This window comes from Amycolatopsis sp. NPDC051758 (assembly GCF_044453095.1).
In the GTDB taxonomy this organism is placed as follows: Bacteria; Actinomycetota; Actinomycetes; order Mycobacteriales; family Pseudonocardiaceae; genus Amycolatopsis.
This window is the reverse complement of the sequence record NZ_JBITCJ010000008.1, coordinates 494,217-513,494: the sequence shown is the minus strand read 5'-3', so window position 1 is coordinate 513,494 and position 19,278 is coordinate 494,217. Positions and strand designations below refer to the sequence as shown.

Annotated in this window: 17 protein-coding genes; 13 read left to right on the top strand and 4 right to left on the bottom strand. The window is 71.2% G+C overall.

Going from position 1 to position 19,278, the window contains the following annotated elements:
- Positions 1-73: 73 nt before the first annotated feature.
- The 6 genes from ACIA5G_RS35520 to ACIA5G_RS35495 all read left to right on the top strand — a co-directional run bounded on the left by ACIA5G_RS35520 (position 74) and on the right by ACIA5G_RS35495 (position 6,175).
- Positions 74-1,045, top strand: coding sequence for a ParA family protein (locus tag ACIA5G_RS35520; protein WP_395931284.1), 972 nt, complete (start codon positions 74-76; stop codon positions 1,043-1,045).
- On the top strand, positions 1,042-1,479 hold the full coding sequence (locus tag ACIA5G_RS35515) for a cobyrinic acid a,c-diamide synthase (RefSeq protein WP_395931282.1): 438 nt from the start codon (positions 1,042-1,044) through the stop codon (positions 1,477-1,479). The genes ACIA5G_RS35520 and ACIA5G_RS35515 overlap by 4 nt, the downstream gene beginning before the upstream one ends.
- Positions 1,479-2,420 carry a segregation and condensation protein A gene (locus ACIA5G_RS35510; protein ID WP_395931281.1) on the top strand — a complete coding sequence of 314 codons (942 nt, stop codon included), beginning with the start codon at positions 1,479-1,481 and terminating at the stop codon, positions 2,418-2,420. Before ACIA5G_RS35515 ends, ACIA5G_RS35510 begins: the two co-directional genes overlap by 1 nt.
- Before the next feature lie 242 nt (positions 2,421-2,662).
- Positions 2,663-3,490, top strand: a complete 828-nt coding sequence (gene scpB, locus ACIA5G_RS35505; RefSeq protein ID WP_395931362.1) for an SMC-Scp complex subunit ScpB — start codon at positions 2,663-2,665, stop codon at positions 3,488-3,490.
- Positions 3,477-4,229 carry a pseudouridine synthase gene (locus ACIA5G_RS35500; protein WP_395931280.1) on the top strand — a complete coding sequence of 251 codons (753 nt, stop codon included), beginning with the start codon at positions 3,477-3,479 and terminating at the stop codon, positions 4,227-4,229. Before scpB ends, ACIA5G_RS35500 begins: the two co-directional genes overlap by 14 nt.
- Before the next feature lie 110 nt (positions 4,230-4,339).
- Complete coding sequence (locus ACIA5G_RS35495; RefSeq protein WP_395931360.1) at positions 4,340-6,175, top strand: Xaa-Pro dipeptidyl-peptidase; 1,836 nt, start codon at positions 4,340-4,342, stop codon at positions 6,173-6,175.
- A gap of 42 nt (positions 6,176-6,217) precedes the next feature.
- Here the strand turns inward: ACIA5G_RS35495 and ACIA5G_RS35490 are convergent, their stop codons facing one another.
- Genes ACIA5G_RS35490 through ACIA5G_RS35480 form a run of 3 tightly spaced genes read right to left on the bottom strand, consistent with a single transcriptional unit; the run spans position 6,218 to position 8,307 of the window.
- Positions 6,218-7,411, bottom strand: coding sequence for a cation:proton antiporter (locus tag ACIA5G_RS35490; protein ID WP_395931279.1), 1,194 nt, complete (start codon positions 7,409-7,411; stop codon positions 6,218-6,220).
- A gap of 7 nt (positions 7,412-7,418) precedes the next feature.
- Positions 7,419-7,901: a cation:proton antiporter regulatory subunit gene (locus ACIA5G_RS35485; protein ID WP_395931278.1), complete on the bottom strand. Its 483-nt coding sequence runs from the start codon at positions 7,899-7,901 to the stop codon at positions 7,419-7,421.
- 37 nt (positions 7,902-7,938) lie between these two features.
- Positions 7,939-8,307: a DUF4267 domain-containing protein gene (locus ACIA5G_RS35480; protein WP_395931277.1), complete on the bottom strand. Its 369-nt coding sequence runs from the start codon at positions 8,305-8,307 to the stop codon at positions 7,939-7,941.
- Positions 8,308-8,419: 112 nt separating this feature from the next.
- On the opposite strand from ACIA5G_RS35480, the gene ACIA5G_RS35475 reads away from it, so the two are divergent.
- The 6 genes from ACIA5G_RS35475 to ACIA5G_RS35450 all read left to right on the top strand — a co-directional run bounded on the left by ACIA5G_RS35475 (position 8,420) and on the right by ACIA5G_RS35450 (position 17,763).
- Positions 8,420-8,965, top strand: coding sequence for a TetR/AcrR family transcriptional regulator (locus tag ACIA5G_RS35475; protein WP_395931358.1), 546 nt, complete (start codon positions 8,420-8,422; stop codon positions 8,963-8,965).
- Between the two features lie 240 nt (positions 8,966-9,205).
- A complete protein-coding gene (gene cmk / locus ACIA5G_RS35470; protein ID WP_395931356.1) occupies positions 9,206-9,910 on the top strand; it encodes a (d)CMP kinase in 705 nt (234 codons plus the stop codon).
- Positions 9,907-10,566 (top strand): lysophospholipid acyltransferase family protein, encoded by a 660-nt coding sequence (locus ACIA5G_RS35465; RefSeq protein ID WP_395931276.1) that lies wholly within the window; start codon positions 9,907-9,909, stop codon positions 10,564-10,566. Before cmk ends, ACIA5G_RS35465 begins: the two co-directional genes overlap by 4 nt.
- Before the next feature lie 16 nt (positions 10,567-10,582).
- Positions 10,583-12,052, top strand: coding sequence for a ribosome biogenesis GTPase Der (gene der, locus ACIA5G_RS35460; protein WP_395931275.1), 1,470 nt, complete (start codon positions 10,583-10,585; stop codon positions 12,050-12,052).
- Positions 12,053-12,319: 267 nt separating this feature from the next.
- Positions 12,320-16,258, top strand: a complete 3,939-nt coding sequence (locus ACIA5G_RS35455; RefSeq protein WP_395931274.1) for a Pls/PosA family non-ribosomal peptide synthetase — start codon at positions 12,320-12,322, stop codon at positions 16,256-16,258.
- Positions 16,259-16,347: 89 nt separating this feature from the next.
- The gene (locus ACIA5G_RS35450) at positions 16,348-17,763 is read left to right on the top strand and encodes a M1 family metallopeptidase (RefSeq protein WP_395931272.1); all 1,416 of its coding nucleotides are present in this window, start codon (positions 16,348-16,350) and stop codon (positions 17,761-17,763) included.
- Here ACIA5G_RS35450 and ACIA5G_RS35445 read toward each other — a convergent pair.
- Entirely contained in the window at positions 17,760-18,596 is an 837-nt protein-coding gene (locus ACIA5G_RS35445) for a class I SAM-dependent methyltransferase (RefSeq protein ID WP_395931270.1), read from the bottom strand. The two genes, ACIA5G_RS35450 and ACIA5G_RS35445, sit on opposite strands and share 4 nt — an antisense overlap.
- Before the next feature lie 46 nt (positions 18,597-18,642).
- Between ACIA5G_RS35445 and ACIA5G_RS35440 the strand changes: the two genes are divergently transcribed.
- Positions 18,643-19,278: a TetR/AcrR family transcriptional regulator gene (locus tag ACIA5G_RS35440; protein ID WP_395931268.1), complete on the top strand. Its 636-nt coding sequence runs from the start codon at positions 18,643-18,645 to the stop codon at positions 19,276-19,278.

Below are 19,278 nucleotides of genomic sequence, written 5' to 3'. Positions count from 1 at the left end.
CGCGTTGCTTTGCCGGGGCTCCGGCTCCGCGCATAGGCTGCGGCGGACTCGACGAACAAGGAGCTTTCCCGCCATGTCGACACCGAACCAGCCGGCCCACCCGGCCGAGTCCGCCGGGTCGGCGGCGGCGAACCTCAGCCAGGCCACCATCGCGACGCCCGCGGTCCACGACGGCGACGAGCCGCAGGAGCGCAACGGCAAGAAGGTCAAGCTCGAGGGGATCGGGCCGACCGGCCGCCCGATCCGCGAGCACGCCGATCCGGCGCCGCTGGACAAGCACGGCCCGGCCAAGATCATGGCGATGTGCAACCAGAAGGGCGGCGTCGGCAAAACGACGTCGACCATCAACCTGGGCGCCGCCCTCGCCGAGTACGGCCGCAAGGTGCTGCTCGTCGACTTCGACCCGCAGGGCGCGCTCGCCGTCGGTCTCGGCATCCAGCCGCACGAACTGGACCAGACGGTCTACAACGCCATCATGGAGCGGTCGGTCAGTGCCACCGACGTGCTGATGAAAACCCGCGTCGACGGCGTTGACCTGCTGCCGAGCAACATCGACCTGTCCGCGGCGGAGGTCCAGCTCGTCGCTGAGGTAGGGCGCGAGCACACGTTGTTACGGGTCCTTCGTCCGGTCATGAACGACTACGACTATGTTCTTGTCGACTGCCAGCCCTCACTCGGCTTGCTCACGGTGAACGCGCTGACCGCCGCGGACGGCGTGATCATCCCGCTCGAGTGCGAGTTCTTCAGTCTGCGAGGCGTCGCCCTCCTGATCGACACCATCGAGAAGGTCCAGGAACGCCTCAACCCCAAACTGGACATAGTCGGGATTCTCGCCACCATGTACGACCCGAGAACCCTGCATTCGAAGGAGGTCATGGCTCGCGTGGTGGAGGCATTCGGCGAGACCGTGTTCGACACGGTCATCAACCGCACCGTGCGGTTCCCCGAGACGACGGTCGCGGGTGAGCCGATCACGACCTGGGCGCCCAAGTCGGCCGGCGCCGCGGCGTACCGCCAGCTTGCTCGTGAGGTGATCGCTCGGTGAGCAGGCGCGCCTCCCTGCCCGGAGCGTCGGAACTCTTCCGCCTCACCTCAACGCCCGCTCTCGAACTCCCGCCCCAGGCGCCGCCCGAGCCGGCCGAGCCCGTCGAACACGGCAACGGCAATGGCAACGGCAAGCCGTCGGGCAACGGCCGTCAGGAGCAGCTCGCCCGCAGCGGCGACGCGGCACCGCACGGGTCCGGCCGCACGAAGCACGACGCGAAGATCACCGTCTACGTCTCCGGCGACGAGCTCGTGGCCATGGAGCAGGCCCGGCTGACGCTGCGTGCCAAGCACGAGCTGGTCGTCGACCGCGGCCGGCTGGTCCGCGAGGCGGTCGCGGTGCTGCTGGCCGACTTCGACGCGAACGGCGAGGACTCGGTGCTGGTGCAGCGGTTGCGGGTGGTCGGCTCAGACGGCGGCGAAACCGAGGGCTGATGGACGAGCCGGCATCGGCACCGGCCTCGGCCGAAGCACCGCCGGAGCCGGTCGAGCAGGCCCCGGAAGAGCAGCCGCACGAGCACGAGACGGTGCACGGCGGCATGGTCCCCGAAGGCCTGGCCAACGAGGAACTGAGCACGTCGAAGTTCAAGGTGCGGCTGGCCAACTTCGAAGGGCCGTTCGACCTGCTGCTGCAGCTGATCTCGCAGCACCAGCTCGACGTCACCGAGGTGGCGCTGCACCGCGTCACCGACGACTTCATCGCCTACACGCGGGCGCTGGGCACCGACTGGAACCTCGACGAGACGACCGAGTTCCTGGTCATCGCGGCGACCCTGCTCGACCTCAAGGCCGCGCGGCTGCTGCCCTCGGCCGAGGTGGAGAACGAGGACGACCTCGCCCTGCTCGAGGCCCGTGACCTGCTGTTCGCGCGGATCCTGCAGTACCGCGCGTACAAGCAGGTGGCGGCGCTGTTCGGCGAGCTGGAACAGGGCGCGCTGCGGCGGTACCCGCGGTCGGTGGCGCTGGAAGAGCGGTTCGTCGGGCTGCTGCCCGAGGTGATGCTGGGCGTGACGCCGGAGAAGTTCGCCGAGATCGCCGTCGCGGTGTTCAAGCCGAAGCCGCCGCCGACGGTGTCGATCGCGCACATCCACATGGGCCGCATCTCGGTGCGCGAGCACGCGGCGATCCTGCGGGTGATGCTGGCCGAGCGCGGCCAGGCGACGTTCGGCGAGCTGGTGGACGACTGCGAGCACACGGTCGAGATCGTGGCGCGCTTCCTGGCGCTGCTGGAGCTCTACCGCGAGGCGACGGTGCAGTTCGAGCAGACCGAGGCGCTGGCCGAGCTGCACGTCCGCTGGACGGGCGGCTCGAAGGAAGAAGCCTCCGCGGCGGCCGAGCTCGACCGCACCGCCGGAGACGAAGAGGAGTACGGGTGAGCCCCGAAGACAAAACGCCGGACCCGAGCGTGGTTCCGGAGCCGGCCGACGGCGAGCCGTCGGCGACGGCGGCGGAGCTGGCGCTGGAAGAGGCGTTGTCCGGCGAGCCGGTGACCGAGGACGGCTTGCCGGTGGAGCCGCTGGCCGAGCAGACGGCAGCTGAGGAGCCTGCTGCGGTCGCTGCCGAGGAGTCTGTCGCCGCTGTGCCCGCGGCCAGTGAGCCTGCCGCCGCCGATGAGCTCTTGGCCGGCGAGGAACCCGCGGCTGACGAGTCCGCCGCCGAGGCGGCCGAAGCCGCAGAAGCTGCCGCCGAGTCCGGTACTGCGCCGTTAGAGGATTCAGTCACTGAAGAAACTTCTGCTGATGTAGCGGCGGATACTTCAGTTGGGGCAGTGGATACAGTCACTGAAGATACTTCTGCCGATGAAGCCGCGGGTGTGACTGAAGCCGCGCCCCGCGCCGGAGCCCCCGACGATCCCGAGTCCGACCTGGTCGCCGCCGGTGACGTCGACTTCATGCCCGACCTCACCTCCGACGAGGCCCTCGAAGCCGCCCTGGAAGCTCTCCTCCTGATCGTCGACTCGCCGGCGAGCGAAGAACTGCTCGCCGACACCCTCGGCGAACCCCGGGCGCGGATCGTCGTCGCCCTCCGCACCATGGCGCAGAAGTTCACCGACCGGACCAGCGGGATCGACCTGCGGCGCGTCGGTGAAGGGTGGCGGTTCTACACTAGGGACGTTCATGCCCCGTTCGTGGAGAAGCTCCTGCTGGACGGCCAGCGGTCGAAGCTGACCCGGGCCGCGCTGGAGAGCCTCGCCGTGATCGCGTACCGGCAGCCGGTGACCCGGTCCCGGGTTGCCGCGGTGCGGGGGGTGAACGTGGACGGCGTCATCCGGACGTTGCTCGCGCGCGGCCTCATCGAAGAGATGGGGACCGACCCCGAGACGACCGGGACGCTGTACGTGACGACCGAGCTGTTCCTGGAGCGACTGGGGCTGTCGTCACTGAACGACCTGCCCGCGATCGCTCCGTTGCTACCCGAAGTGGACACCATCGATGACATCCAGTGAACACCCCGACGGCATTCGGCTGCAGAAGGTGCTGTCGCAGGCCGGGGTCGCCTCCCGGCGCGCGGCGGAGGACCTGATCGTCGCCGGCCGGGTCGAGGTGAACGGCGAGGTCGTCACCGAGCTGGGCCGCCGCGTCAACCCGGACGAAGCGATCATCCACGTCGACGGCACCCGCGTGAACCTGCGCGACGACCTGATCTACCTGGCGCTGAACAAGCCCAAGGGGGTCCACTCGACGATGTCGGACGACCGCGGCCGCCCGTGCGTCGGCGACTACCTGGCCGGCCGCTACGAGGAGACCCCCGGGGTCGTGCACGTCGGCCGGCTCGACGAGAACACCGAGGGCCTGCTGCTGCTGACCAACGACGGTGACCTCGGCCACCGGCTGATGCACCCGTCGTTCACGGTGCTCAAGACCTACCTCGCCGAGGTCGACGGCCTGGTGCCGCGCGGGCTCGGCAAGGAGCTGCGCAACGGCTGGGAGCTGCCGGACGGCATCATCAAGGTCGACCAGTTCCGGGTCAAGGACATGCACTCCGGCAAGTCGCTGGTCGAGCTGGTGATCCACGAGGGCAAGAAGCACATCGTGCGCCGCCTGCTCAAGGACACCGGGCACCCGGTGCTGAAGCTGGTCCGCACCGCGGTCGGTGACGTCCAGCTCGGCAACCAGCGGGTCGGCTCGATCCGCCGTCTGACCAAGGGTGAGGTCGGCGCGCTCTACCGGAACGTCGAGCTCTGACACCCGCCTCTCGAGCGGTCCGGGTGGCGAAGCCCCGGTTGGCACAGTCCCGACTTTCCGCCGTGGCGCGAACCCGCCGCCACTGCCAGCGTGGAGGCATGCGATCCGGTCTGGCAGGCGGAATTCTCGCGACCATCCTCTTCACCGCGTTCCTCCCCGGGGCGGCGCACGCGGCGCCCCGGGCGAGTGAGCCTGTCTACGACTACTCGAAGGCGATCCGCGAAACCGTCTGGGTGGACATCGGCCACGACGGTGACGGTGACGGCCGTTCGGACCGCGTCGCCGCCGACATCGTGCGGCCGGGTGAGGCGACCGGGCGCGTCCCGGTGATCATGGACGCCAGCCCGTACTACTCGTGCTGCGGCCGTGGCAACGAGAGTGAGCTCAAGACCTACGACAGCGCCGGGAAACCGGTGAAGTTCCCGCTGTTCTACGACAACTACTTCGTGCCGCGCGGCTACGCGGCGGTGCTCGTCGACCTGGCCGGGACGAACCGGTCGGCCGGCTGCGCGGACGTCGGCGGCACTTCGGACGTCGACTCGGCGCGCAAGGTCGTCGACTGGCTCAACGGCCGCGCGACCGGCTACAGCGCGAAGACCGGCGGCAGCGCCGTCACCGCGGGCTGGAGCACCGGGAACGTCGGCATGATCGGGAAGTCCTACGACGGCACGATCGCCAACGGCGTCGCGGCGACCGGCGTCGCCGGGCTGAAGACCATCGTGCCGATCTCCGCGATCAGCTCCTGGTACGACTACTACCGCTCCGACGGCGCCACGTTCGGGTTCAACCCGGCCGGGCTGGCGCAGACCGTCGAGGCGAACAACAGCGGGCAGAACTGCTCGGCGCAGAACCAGGTCCTCACCCAGGGCGCGACGGCGAACGGCGACTACGGGCCGCTGTGGGCGGACCGCGACTACGTCACCCGCGCAGGCAACGTGCGGGCCAGCGTGCTGCTTTCCCACGGTGTCAACGACCTCAACGTCAAGACGATCCACTTCGGGCAGTGGTGGGACGCGCTGAAGGTCGAGAAGAAGATCTGGCTCGCGCAGACCGGGCACGTCGACCCGTTCGACTACCGGCGGTCCGCGTGGGTCGACCTGCTGCACCGGTGGTTCGACCACTACCTGCTCGGGGTCGACAACGGCGTCCAGAACGGGCCGCAGGCCAGCGTCGAGCGGCAGCCGGACCAGTGGGCGGACCAGAGCGCGTACCCGGCCGCGAACGCCGTGGCCACGACGCTGCGCCCGCAGGCCGGCGGCAAGCTCGGCACCGCGGCGGCGGCCGGCGCGGCGTCGTTCACCGACAACCCGAACCTGGGTGAGGACACCTGGGTGACGAACCCGGGCAGCGCGGCGCTGACCTACTCGACCGGCACGCTGGCCTCGGACCTGCAGGTGTCCGGGACGACGAAGCTCACGGTGACGGCCACACCGAGCACGGCGTCGGCGCGGCTTTCGGCGCTGCTCGTGGACCTCGGCCCGGCGACCATCCGGAACTTCGCGGGCAGCGGCGAGGGGATCAAGACCGGTACCACGGAGAACTGCTGGGGCTCGTCGGCACCGGGCGACGACGCCTGTTACAAGATCGCCTCGGCCGACGTGAAGAAGGTGAACTACACGATCCTCAGCCGCGGCTGGGCCGACCTCGCGAACTACGCTTCCCTTTCGCAGGAACAGGTCCTGACGTCGGGCACGCCATACACGATGACGTTCGACCTGGCGTCCACCGACCACGTCGTGCCGAAGGGGCACGCGCTGGCCCTGATCATCGGCGGCACGGACGGCAGCTTCATCCGCGGCCCCGCGCAGCCGGGCCGGGTGACGCTGGACCTGGCGAAGACGTCGGCGTCGGTCCCGCTGGCCGGCGTTGTCCCGGCGGCGTCAACCCACCCGGCCCTGGACGGCGGCGCGTTCGTGCCGTCGGCGGGCCGGGCGGACCTGCGCTGACCGGAGCGCCGTGGGTGGGGCGCCCCGACGTCATGAACGACACTAGTTCGCTTCGGCGGGAGCGGTGCGCGTCGCCGACTTCCGTTGCAGTGCACGGGCGATCGGCTCGACGACGCGGGCCGCCGTCGGGCCGAGGATCGCCATCAGCAGGACGTACGCCGTGGCCAGCGCGGCCAGCTCGCCGGCCACCGCGCCCGCCGTCACCGCCAGGCCGGCGATGACGATCGAGAACTCGCCGCGGGCGACCAGTGCCGCGCCGGCTCTGGCGCGGCCCATCTTCCCGATGCCCTGGCGCCGGGCGGCCCACCAGCCGGTGGCGACCTTCGTCAGCGTCGTGACCACCGCCAGCACCACGGCCCAGCCGAGCACCGGCGGGATCGACGCCGGGTTCGTGTTGAGCCCGAACACCACGAAGAACACCGCCGCGAACAGGTCCCGCAGCGGCTCGAGGATGTGCGTCGCGTTCTCCGCCGTCGAGCCGGAGATCGCGATGCCGAGCAGGAACGCGCCGACCGCGGCCGACACCTGCATCGCCGACGCGACGCCGGCCACCAGCAGCGCCGCGCCGAGCACCTTGAGCAGGAAGACCTCGCGGTCCGGGCTGTCGACGGCGGCCGAGACGTACCGGCCGAACTTCAGCGCGATCACCAGCACCACGGTGATCACCAGCAGCGAGATGCCGACGGCCTCCATGCCGCCGAGCAGCGACACCCCGCCCAGCACCGCGGTGAGGATCGGCAGGTAGAGCGCCATCACCAGGTCCTCGAACACGAGGATCGACAGCACCACCGGCGTCTCGCGGTTGCCGAGCCGGCCGAGGTCGCCGAGCACCTTGGCGACGATGCCGGACGACGAGATGTACGTGACGCCCGCCATCACCATCGCGCCGACCGGGCCCCAGCCCAGCAGCAGCGCGACCGCCGCGCCGGGGGCGGCGTTGAGCACGATGTCGAGCAGGCCCGCCGTCCAGGAGCGGCGCAGCCCGGTGAACAGCTCGGCCGCGGAGTACTCGAGGCCGAGCAGCAGGAGCAGCAGCACAACGCCGATTTCGCTGGCGAGGTGCGTGAAGCCGCCGATGTCGGTCAGCGGGATCAGCCCGCCGGAGCCGAAGCAGAGGCCGCCGAGCAGGTAGAGCGGGATGGGGGAGAGGCCGATCTTGCCGGCCAGGCGCCCGAGCGCGCCCAGCACGAAGAAGACCGCCCCCAGTTCGATCAGGGACAGCGCGGTGTGGTCCATGGTGCGCTCAGCCGTACTTGAGGATCTTGACGGCGGCTTCGAGGCCCTCGCTCGTGCCGACCGCCACCAGCAGGTCGCCCCCGGTGAGGGTGAAGTCCGGCGTCGGCGAGGGGTGCACCTGGCCGGCCCTCGCCACCGCGACCACCGAAACCCCGGTGCGGGTGCGCATCGCCGTGTCGCCGAGCGTGCGGCCGTCGAACGGGCCGGACGGCTTGATCGGCAGCTGCCGCGTGCTGATCCCCGGCAGGTCGCGGTGCTCCTCGGTGAGCTGGGCGACCAGCTGCGGCGCGCCGAGCAGGTTGGCCAGCGTGCCCGCCTCGTCCGCGGTCAGCGGGATCGAGGCGGCACAGGCGTCGGCGTCGTCCGCCTTCGACACGATGAGCTCGGTGTGGCCGTCCCGCTGGGTGACGACGCCGATGCGGCGGCCGGTACGGGTGGCGAAGTCCTTCCGGACCCCGATGCCGGGCAGGGGCGTTACTTCGACGTTCACCTAACCACCGTAACCCAGGTGTCCGTTTCGCGGGATTTCAGCCGAGCAGGAGCAGGCCGGCCGCGACGACCATCACGAGCGCGGTCAGGCCGTGGACTCCTAAGGCAACGGCCTTCTTTCCCCGGTGGCGCAGGACGATCAGCATGTCGAAGACGGGCCAGACGGCCGCGGTGAGGATGACCCAGCCCAGGGCGTGCGGGTCGCCGTAGATCATCAGGGCCAGCGGGATCAGGCCGGCCCCGATGTCACGGCCGCCCTTGACGTTGAGGAAGCTTTCGGCGTTTTCGGGGACCTCGGTGAAACCGAAGCCCGCAGCGATCTTGGCCGGCGCGAAGAGGTAGTTGAGGCCGACGTAGATGATGCCGAGCGAGACGATCGCGACGAGGACGTAGCCGGTGACGAGCATGGTGTTCCCTCCAGTTTTCTAGCATCGCTAGGATTTCTAGCAACGCTAACCTAGCGGCGCTAGTTTGTCTAGCAGTGCTAGCATCTGCGTCATGACCCAGCGACAGCGGCGTGTGCGCGACCGGACCGAGCGCGGGCAGCGGATCGTCTCCGCGGCCCGGGAGCTGGCCGAGGCGGAGGGCTGGGACGCCGTCACGACCCGGCGGCTCGCGGCGCTGATCGAGTACAGCCAGCCGGTGCTCTACAGCCACTTCCCCGGCGGCAAGGACGCGATCATGACGGCGGCCGCGCTGGAGGGCTTCGCCGAGCTGGCTGCGACGCTGGCCCGGGCGAACGACAGCGGTGTCGCCGGGGTGACGGCGGCGTACGTGGCGTTCGCCGAGGCCAGGCCGGCGTTGTACGACGCGATGTTCACGCTGGCTTCGGAGCTGCCGTTCGCCCGGGACGAAACCCCGGACGTGATGAAGGCCTGCTTCGCCGAGCTGCTCGCGGTGATCGAGCCGGTGGCGGCCGGGCAGGACGCCGGCACGTTGACCGAGGTGTTCTGGAGCACGCTGCACGGCCTGATCACCCTCGACCGCGGCCACCGGCTGTCACCCGAGCACCGTGACGAGCGCCTCGCACTGGTGGTCACCCGCTTCGGCGCTGCCGCCAGGTGACTCCGGGACGACTCGCGTACCCAGGCGGACGACTCGCGTACCTGGAGGGTCGGCTCGCGTACCCAGAGGGTCGGCTCGCGTGATCGGACGGACGACACGCGTGCCTGGGTGGACGACACGGCGGAAGTCGCCCCGCGTGCGGGGCGACTGATCTCCTCCGGGCACCGCCCGGCAGAATGGGGGCGGCTGGGACGGGACGAGAACGCGAGGAGAGTGCCGGTGACGGGAGCCCTACGAGGTGTGGTCGCGCTGGACGGCCCGTCGGGGACCGGGAAGACCACCGTCGCGCGCAAGCTCGCCCAGCGGCTCGGGGCCGGCTACCTCGACACCGGCGCCATGTACCGGATGGTCACCCTCGCCGTGCTGCGCGCGGGTGTCGACCCGGCCGATGCGGACGCCGTCGCCAAGCTCGCCGACAACGCCGACTTCACCATCGGGACCAGCCCCGACCGGCCCGAGATCCGCCTGGCCGGCGAGGACGTCGCCGCCGACATCCGCGGGCCCGAGGTCACCAAGGCCGTTTCGCCCGTCTCGGCCGTGCCGCACGTGCGTGAGCTGCTGGTCGCGCGGCAGCGGCAGCTCATCGGTGAGGTCCTCGGCGGCGTCGGCGGCATCGTCGTCGAAGGCCGGGACATCGGCACGGTCGTCACGCCGGACTCGCCGCTCAAGGTCTTCCTGACCGCGTCGGCCGATGTCCGCGCGTCCCGGCGCAGCAGCCAGGACAGCGCGGCCGGGCGCAAGTCGTCGGTCGCCGACGCCCTGGCGAGCGTCGAGCGCCGCGACCACCTCGACTCCACCCGCACGGCCTCACCGCTGCGCGCGGCCGACGACGCGGTCCACGTCGACACCTCGGAACTGTCCATCGACCAGGTGATCGTCGCCCTCAGCGAACTGGCCAGCCACCGCGGCCTGCTGGCGGGGTGCAACGCCGAGGTAGCTCGATGAAGGCTGACGGACTGCCGGAAGGCTCCGTCGGCTGGCTCCACGACGCCGGCCGGATCTTCGGCCGGTATCATCTGCGGTCGGTCTTCCGCATCCGCGTGCACGGCCGCGAGCGCATGCCCGCCACCGGGCCGGTGCTGGTGGTCGCCAACCACAGTTCGATGATCGAGCCGCAGCTGATCTTCGGAATGCTGCCGCGGCGTTCGGCGTTCCTGGTCAAGGCCGAGTTGTTCGCCGGGATCGTCGGGAAGTTCTTCCTGGCGATCGGGCAGATCCCGCTCAAGCGCGGCGCGATCGACCGCAAACCGCTGATGACGGCGGTCGGCGTGCTCAAGGACGGCGGTGTTGTCGGGATCTTCCCCGAAGGCACCCGCGGTGCCGGGGACGTCGGGGCGGCCGAACGCGGCGCGGCCTGGCTGGTCCGGGCCTCCGGCGCGACCGTGCTCCCGGTCGCGACGCGGGGGACCCGCAGGCCAGCGGATGGCAAGCGGCGCTGGCGCCCACGCGTGGACATCCTCGTGGGGGAGCCGTTCACACCGAAGGTCGGACCCGGGAAGACCGGGCTCGACCAGGGCACCGAGGAGCTGCGCGGCGAGCTCGCGGCGCTCGTGAAGACTTTGGACGATTGGCGTACCGAAAACGGTTTCGTTACGCCATAAGGGAAATTGGGTAGTAATGGAAGAGATCGACGGCGTCGGCGAAGTCGACGGCACCTGGTCCGACGAGACCGAGTTCGCCAGGCTCGACGCGCAGATCGAGGCGGCGGAAGCGGCCGAGGAGGCCGCGCTCGCGCAGCCGGTGCTCGCCGTGGTCGGCCGGCCGAACGTGGGCAAGTCCACGCTGGTCAACCGCATCATCGGCCGCCGCGAAGCCGTGGTGCAGGACGTGCCGGGCGTCACCCGCGACCGTGTCGCCTACGACGCCTACTGGGGCGGGCGCAAGTTCACCCTGGTCGACACCGGCGGCTGGGAGCCGGACGCGACCGGGCTGCAGGCCTCCGTCGCCGCCCAGGCCGAGCTGGCCATGCAGACCGCGGACGCGATCCTGCTGGTGATCGACGCCTCGGTCGGCGCCACGGCCACCGACGAAGCCGCCTCCAAGGTGCTGCGCCGCTCGAAGAAGCCGGTGCTGCTGGTGGCGAACAAGGTCGACGACGACCGGCTGCTCGCGGACACCGCGTCGCTGTGGTCGCTCGGCCTCGGCGAGCCGCACCCGGTCAGCGCGCTGCACGGCCGCAGCTCCGGCGACCTGCTCGACGCCATCCTCAAGACCCTGCCCGAGGCGCCGCGCGAGGGTGTCGCCGCGACGTCGGGGCCGCGGCGCGTCGCGCTGGTCGGCAAGCCGAACGTGGGCAAGTCGAGCCTGCTGAACAAGCTGTCCGGCGAGGAGCGTTCGGTGGTCGACTCGGTCGCCGGCACCACCGTCGACCCGGTCGACTCGCTGGTCGAGCTGGACGGCGAGACCTGGCGGTTCGTCGACACCGCGGGCCTGCGCAAGCGCGTCAACTTCGCCGCGGGCGCCGAGTACTACGCCTCGCTGCGCACCAAGACCGCGATCGACGCGGCCGAGGTCGCGGTGGTGCTGCTGGACGCCGGCGAGCCGATTTCGGAGCAGGACCTGCGGGTGCTGAGCATGGTCGTCGAGGCCGGGCGTGCGTGCGTGCTGGTGTTCAACAAGTGGGACCTGGTCGACGAGGACCGCCGGCACGCGATGGTCCGCGAGCTGGACCGCGGCCTGGTCCGCGTGCCGTGGGCGGAGAAGGTCAACGTCTCGGCGCTGACCGGCCGCTCGGTGCGCAAGATCGCGCCGGCGCTGCGGACGGCGCTGGCGTCGTGGGACAAGCGGGTGCCGACCGGCCAGCTCAACGCCTGGCTGTCCGACCTGATCGCGGCCACCCCGCCGCCGGTCCGGTCCGGCAAGCAACCGAAGGTGCTGTTCGCGACGCAGGCCGGCATCCGGCCGCCGACGCTGGTGCTGTTCACCACCGGCTTCCTCGAGGCGGGCTACCGCCGGTTCATCGAGCGCAAGTTCCGCGAGCAGTTCGGTTTTGCCGGCAGCCCCGTTCGGGTGAATGTGCGCGTCCGCGAAAAGAAGGCCCGCCCGAAGGCCGGCGGAAAAGCGGCCAGGCCCGCCAAATCCCGGTGACTTTTTGACGTCCCAGCCTGACGTCCCGGCCGGCGTGATCCGCGAAGTGCGACCTGGATCACGCTGGTCAGGGCGGTGGTGGTGAGGTCCGACACTCCGTCGTGATCTCGAAGATATCTTTCCTTCATCTGCGGGTATGGTGAAGGGTCGTTGCGGGCGCCTCATTCAGGAGAGCAAGCCCGGTGAGGCTCGCGGAAGGTGAGTGATGGGCTTGCGCGCCCATAGTTCGTTCCTGCACGTCTTCGTCGTGGTCGAGGTGACGGCTCGATGACCGTCACGATCGAACCCGCCGAATCGGCCGCGGAAATCACCGCGCCGCTGACCTGTGTCGCCGAGGTGACCCACGCGCCGTCGACGGCCCCGGTCGCCGACCGCGCCCTCTTCTGGTCCGGCCTCGGCGCGAGCGAGCGCACGCTGCTCGACATCCTCACCGCCACCGCCGAGCGGCACCCCAACGCCGCCGCGATCGACGACGGCACCACCACGCTGACCTACCGCAGGCTCCTCGAGGAGATCGACGCCTACGGCCGCCGCCTGCGCGGTTACGGCGTCGGCCTCGGCGACCGGGTCGGCATCCGGATCTCTTCCGGCACCGCCGAGCTGTACGTCGCGATCCTCGCCACCCTGTCCGTCGGCGCCGCCTACGTGCCGGTCGACGCGGACGACCCGGACGAGCGCGCCGAGCTGGTCTTCGAAGAAGCCCAGGTCGCGGCGGTCGCCACCGACGGCGCCATCAACGTCCACAGCACCCCCGGCGGCCGCGAAGGCGTCCCCGGTGCGGCCGATGACGCCTGGATCATCTTCACCTCCGGCTCCACCGGCAAGCCCAAGGGTGTCGCGGTCACGCACGCCTCCGCGGCCGCGTTCGTCGACGCCGAGGCCGAGCTGTTCCTCACCGAGGAACCGATCGGCCCGGGCGACCGGGTGCTGGCCGGCCTGAGTGTCGCCTTCGACGCCTCCTGTGAAGAGATGTGGCTGGCCTGGCGCCACGGCGCCTGCCTGGTCCCGGCGCCGCGGGCGCTGGTCCGCACCGGTGTCGACCTCGGCCCGTGGCTGGTCGCGCAGCAGATCACCGTCGTCTCGACCGTGCCGACGCTGGCCGCGCTGTGGCCCGCCGACGCCCTCGAAGACGTCCGCCTGCTCATCTTCGGCGGCGAAGCGTGCCCGCCGGAGCTGGCCGAGCGGGTCGCCGTCGAAGGCCGCGAAGTCTGGAACACCTACGGTCCGACCGAGGCCACCGTCGTGGCCTGCGCCGCGCAGCTGACCGGCGAAGCCCCGGTCCGCATCGGCTTGCCGCTCGCCGGCTGGCAGCTCGCCGTGGTCAACGACGACGGGCAGCCGGTCGCCATGGGCGAGACCGGGGAGCTCGTCATCGGCGGCGCCGGTCTGGCCCGCTACCTCGACGCCGAGAAGGACGCCGAGAAGTTCGCGCCGCTGCCGTCGCTGGGCTGGCAGCGCGCGTACCGCTCGGGCGACATGGTCCGCGCCGAAGCCGAAGGCCTGCTGTTCCTCGGCCGGCTCGACGAGCAGGTCAAGCTCGGCGGCCGCCGCATCGAGCTGGGCGAGGTCGACGCCGCGCTGCAGTCCCTCCCGGGTGTGCAGGGCGCGGCCGCCGCGATCCGCCGCACCAAGGCGGGCAACCAGGTCCTCGTCGGCTACGTGGTCCCCGCGGCGGGAGCCACTTTTGATCATGACCAGGCCGCGACCCGGCTGCGCGAGCACCTGCCCGCCGCGCTGGTGCCGCTGCTCGCCGTCGTCGAAGACCTGCCGACCCGCACCTCCGGCAAGGTCGACCGCACCGCCCTCCCGTGGCCGCTGTCCACAGTGGACGCCACCGGGCTGTCGCCGACCGAGACGTGGCTCGCCGAAGGCTGGGCCGAGATCCTCGGCGTGTCGGTCGACGACCCGAAGGCCGACTTCTTCACCCACGGCGGCGGCAGCCTGACCGCCGCCCAGGTGGTCGCCCGGATCCGCACCCGGCACCCGCAGGTGTCGGTCGCCGACATCTACCAGTTCCCGAAGCTGGGCGCGCTGGCCGCGATGCTGGACGCGCTGAGCGGCCAGGCCACCGAGCGCCGCGACATCGCGCCGACCCCGCGTCGCGCCGGCGTCATCCAGACGCTCCTGATGGTCCCGCTGATGGGCCTCGTCGGGCTGCGCTGGGTGACGCTCGCCGCGGCGCTGTCGAACGTGCTTTCCCTGCTCGGGTTCGCCTGGGCGCCGACGCTGAACTGGGCGTGGGTCGCCCTGGCCTGGGTCGCGCTGTTCAGCCCCGCGGGCCGGATCGCGATCGCCGCGGGCGGCGCGCGGGTGCTGCTGTCCGGGGTCCGCCCCGGCACCTACCCGCGCGGCGGCAGTGTCCACTTGCGACTGTGGACGGCCGAGAAGCTCGCGGAGTTCAGCGGCGCGGACAGTGTTGCCGGCGCGTCCTGGATGACGACCTACGCCAAGGCACTCGGCGCGCGGATCGGCAAGGACGTCGACCTGCACTCGCCGCCGCCGGTCACCGGCTTCCTCAAGCTGGGCCGCGGCGCCGCGATCGAGCCCGAGGTCGACCTGACCGGCCACTGGGTCGACGGCGACGTGGTGCACATCGGCAAGGTCCGCGTCGGCGCGGAAGCCCGCATCGGCGCCCGCAGCACGCTCTTCCCGGGCGTCCGCATCGGCAAGGGCGCGGAGATCGCGGCCGGGTCGACCGTCCGCGGCGCGGTGAAGGCCGGCCAGCACTGGGCCGGTTCGCCCGCCGCTCCCGTCGGCAAGGACGGCAAGGACTCGAAGGACGCGCTGAAGTGGCCGTCGAGCCGCCCGCCGCGGTCGCACTTCTGGGCCACCCTCTACGGCGCGACTTCGCTGCTCCTGGGCTTCCTCCCGGGGCTGGCCGCGCTCGCGGGCGTGGCCGTGCTGGGCTACGCCGTCACCGGCGCGCCGACGCTCCTGGCGGCGTTCACCCAGGCCTTGATCTTCGTGCCGGTCGCGACGGCCGCGTACTTCCTCACGTACATGCTGTTCGTGCTCGTCGGTGTCCGGTTGCTGAGCATCGGCATGGTCGAGGGCTACCACCCGGTCCACGGCCGCGTCGCGTGGCAGGTCTGGGCGACCGAACGGCTGATGAGCATGGCCCGCGAAGGCCTGTTCCCGGTGTACGCCAGCCTGTTCACCCCGGTTTGGCTGCGGCTGCTGGGCGCGAAGGTCGGCCGCAACGTGGAGGCGTCGACCGTGCTCGCGCTGCCGAAGATGACCCAGGTCGACAGCGGCGCGTTCCTGGCCGACGACACCATGGTCGCCACCTACGAGCTCGGCCACGGCTGGCTGCACGTCGCCCCGGCCCGGATCGGCAAGCAGGCCTTCCTCGGCAACTCGGGGATGACCGCGCCCGGCCGTTCGGTGCCGAAGCGCGGGCTCGTGGGTGTGCTGTCCTCGACGCCGCTGCGGGCGAAGAAGGGCTCGTCGTACCTCGGCATGCCGCCGCTGCCGGTGCGCCGCGCGATCGGCGACGCCGACACGAGCCGCACCTACACCCCGGCGCTGCACCTCAAGGCGGCGCGGGCGCTGGTCGAGCTGTGCCGGATCATCCCGGTCATGTGCGGGGTCGCGCTGACCGTCACGGTCGCGTTCGGCCTGCTGTGGGTCGCATCGGCGTTCGGCTTCGGTGTCGCCGCGCTGCTGGCCGGGCCCGCCCTGCTGGCCGCCGGCGTGGTCGCGGCGCTGACCGCGACCCTGATGAAGTGGCTGCTGGTCGGGAAGTTCCGCGAGATCGACCACCCGCTGTGGAGCTCGTTCGTCTGGCGCAACGAGCTGGCCGACACCTTCGTCGAGACCCTGGCCGTGCCGTGGCTGATCGGCTCGGTCGGCGGCACCCCGCTGCTGACGGCGTGGCTGCGCACGATGGGTGTCAAGATCGGCCGTGGTGTCTGGCTCGAGACGTACTGGCTGCCCGAGTCCGACCTCGTCGAGCTCGGTGACGGCGCGACGATCAACCGCGGCTGCGTGGTGCAGACGCACCTGTTCCACGACCGGATCATGAGCATGTCGCGGGTGGCTCTCGGCGAGGGCGCGACGCTCGGCCCGCACGGCATCGTGCTGCCGGGCGCCGGGATCGGCGCGCGCACCACGGTCGGCCCGGGGTCCCTGGTGACCCGCGGCGACGAGGTGCCGGCCGACACGCGCTGGCTCGGCAACCCGATCTCGGCCTGGCCCGGCAAGTAAGAAGGTCACGAAGCAGGCACCCGGCTCGCCGGACTCACCCGTCCGTGCGAGCCTGGTTTGAAGTACGCACGAGGAAAGGTCCGCGACGGGTGATTTCGAAGCCTTCCGCTCCCGCCCCCGGCGCTGACACTTCCGGTGACCCCTACCTGCCCACGCACGGCAACGGCGGGTACCGGGTCCGGCACTACGACCTGAACCTCGACTACAAGGTCGCGCCCAACCGGCTGTCGGCCTCGGCGGTGATCACCGCCGAGGCGACGCAGGCGCTTTCCCGCGCCAGCTTCGACTTCGCCGACTTCCGGATCAACCGGGTGCTGGTCGACGGGAGGCCCGCGAAGTACCTGAAGCGCGGCCCGAAGCTGCACGTGAAGCCGGCGAAGTCGATCCCGGCGGGCACGGCGTTCACCGTGGAGGTCCACTACGTCGGCAACCCGCGCCCGGTCGGGAGCCGCTGGGGTGACGTCGGCTGGGACGAGCTCACCGACGGGGTGCTCGTGGCGAGCCAGCCGGTCGGCGCGCCGTCGTGGTTCCCCTGCAACGACCACCCGTCGGACAAGGCGGCCTACCGCGTGACCGTGACGACGGCGTCGCCGTACCTGGTCGCGGTCACCGGCAACCTGATCGACCGCTACACCTCGGCCAGCACCACGAGGTGGGTCTACGAACGCCCCGAGCCGACGGCGACGTACCTGATGGGTGTGCAGATCGGCCGGTACGACGAGCTCGAGCTCACCGGCCGCGGCTGGTTCCCGCACACGGGTGTGGGGGCGCGGCTGCTGAGCCTCGGGTTCAGCCACGGCCGGGTCGAGTCGGTCTTCGAAACCGTGCCGCAGCGCGCCGCCGTGCCACCGCGGCTGCGCCGGCTCTTCGAGCGCGACTTCGGGCGCCAGGGCCGGATGTTCGAGATGCTGCAGCGGCTGTTCGGCCCGTACCCGTTCGGCGAGTACGTCATCGTGGTGACCGACGACGACCTCGACGACCCGATCGAGGCCCAGGGCATGTCGATCTTCGGCGCCAACCACCTCGACGGCCGCCGCACCCACGAGCGGCTCGTGGTGCACGAGCTGGCCCACCAGTGGTTCGGCAACAGCCTGACGGTGGCCGACTGGCGGCACATCTGGCTGAACGAAGGCTTCGCGACCTACGCCGAGTGGCTGTGGTCGGAGGAGTCCGGCGGCCAGCCGGCGCAGGCGCTGGCGCGCAGCTGGCACACCCGGATCAAGGCCAAGCCGGCCGACGTCCGGATCGCCGACCCGGGGGTGGCCCGGATGTTCGACGAGCGCGTTTACAAGCGCGGCGCGCTGACGCTGCACGCCCTGCGGGCGGAGATCGGCGACCCGGCGTTCTTCGCCCTGCTGAAGGCGTGGACCGGCGAGCACCGGCACGGGCTGGTCACGACGGACGAGTTCGTCGCGCTGGCCGAAACGTATGCGGGACGGTCGTTGGCAGCGTTCTTCAGCCGCTGGTTGACCACGCCGGCGCTGCCGCCGCTGCCCGGGGCCTAGGACTCGCCGCGGGTGGCGTCGACCAGCCAGACCGCACCCGAAATGTGAACACCTTCGGGCGTCTCGAACGCTTCGAGCCCCGCCCGCAGCTGCTCCCGCGTCCGCTCCACGACGCTCCGGTCGAGTCCGGCCAGATTGCTGCGGACCGGTCCCTGGCCGAGGATGAACTCGGCCGCGTCGGCAGCGTCACGGCCGTAGTCCATCGGCGCGGTGACCGGCTCGATCCGGATGCCGGTGAACCCGGCCGCTTCGAGCACCTCGCGGATGCGCGCCGGGTCGACCAGGGAGCCCATGCCGCGTGACGCGGGGGACGGCGCGTGCATCAGGGGCCGGAGCGCGCTGGTGGCCCGGGCGTACTCGCTGTCGGGTGTGCCGGCCTGCGGGCCCAGGAACACCAGCCGGCCGCCGGGGCGCAGTCCGCGCCGGACGTTGGTGAACGCGGCCACCGCGTCCGCGAAGAACATCACCCCGCCGCGGCTGATCGCCACGTCGAAACCGGCGTCGGGGAACGGGTGGACCTGGGCGTCGCCCTGCTCGAACCGGACGTTGGTGACGCCCTGTGCGTCGGCGCGGGCGCGCTCCAGCATCGGGGCCGAGAGGTCGACACCGAGGACGTGTCCCCGGCTCGCCCGCTTCGCTGCCAGCAGCGTGACGTGGCCGGTGCCGCAGCCGATGTCGAGGACGTCGTCGTCCGGCGCGATCGCGGCGGTGCGGAAGAGGTCTTCGTTGAAGGCGCCGACGATCGCGTTGTAGCGGGCGCGGTTCCGCGCCCAGTGGACGCCTTCCCAGCCGTTCCAAGCTTCGGCCTGCTGTGTGTTGACGACGGTTTGCACGGGACCTCCCACTACTAGAGTCAAACTCTAGAAGTACACTCTAGTAATGGCACAGCGCAAGGGTGAGCAGAAACGGGTCCGCGACGCCCCGCAGACGCGCAAGCGGATGCTGGAAGCGGCGCGCGAGCTGTTCGTGCGCAACGGGTACGGCGCCACCACCCTCAAGGAGGTCGCCGACCGGGCCGGTGTGGCCGTGCAGACGATCTACTTCACCTTCGGGAACAAGCGGGTGCTGCTCAAGGAACTGGTCGACGTGGCGATCGCGGGTGATCTCGAGCCGGTCGCGACGATGGACCGGCCGTGGTTCCAGGAGGCCGTCGCGGCCCCGGCCGCCGGGGCCCACCTCCGGCTGCACGTCGGCGGGACGCGCCGGATCCTGGAGCGGGTCGCCCCGATCGTCGAGATGCTGCGGGCGGCCGCGGCGGCCGACCCGGCGATCGCCGGGCAGTGGGACGACCACGTCGACCCGAGGTTCGCGGTCCACCTCGAAGCCGCGCGATCCCTCGTGGCCAAGCCGGGCCTGCGGGCCGGCGTGACCGCCGAGCACACCGCCGACCTGCTGTTCGGGCTGCTCAGCCCGGAGCTCTACCAGCTGTTCGTGCGCGACCGCGGCTGGCCGCCCGAGCAGTGGGAGACGTGGGCGGGTGACACGCTGGTTTCCCAGCTCTGCCAGGACGGCTGA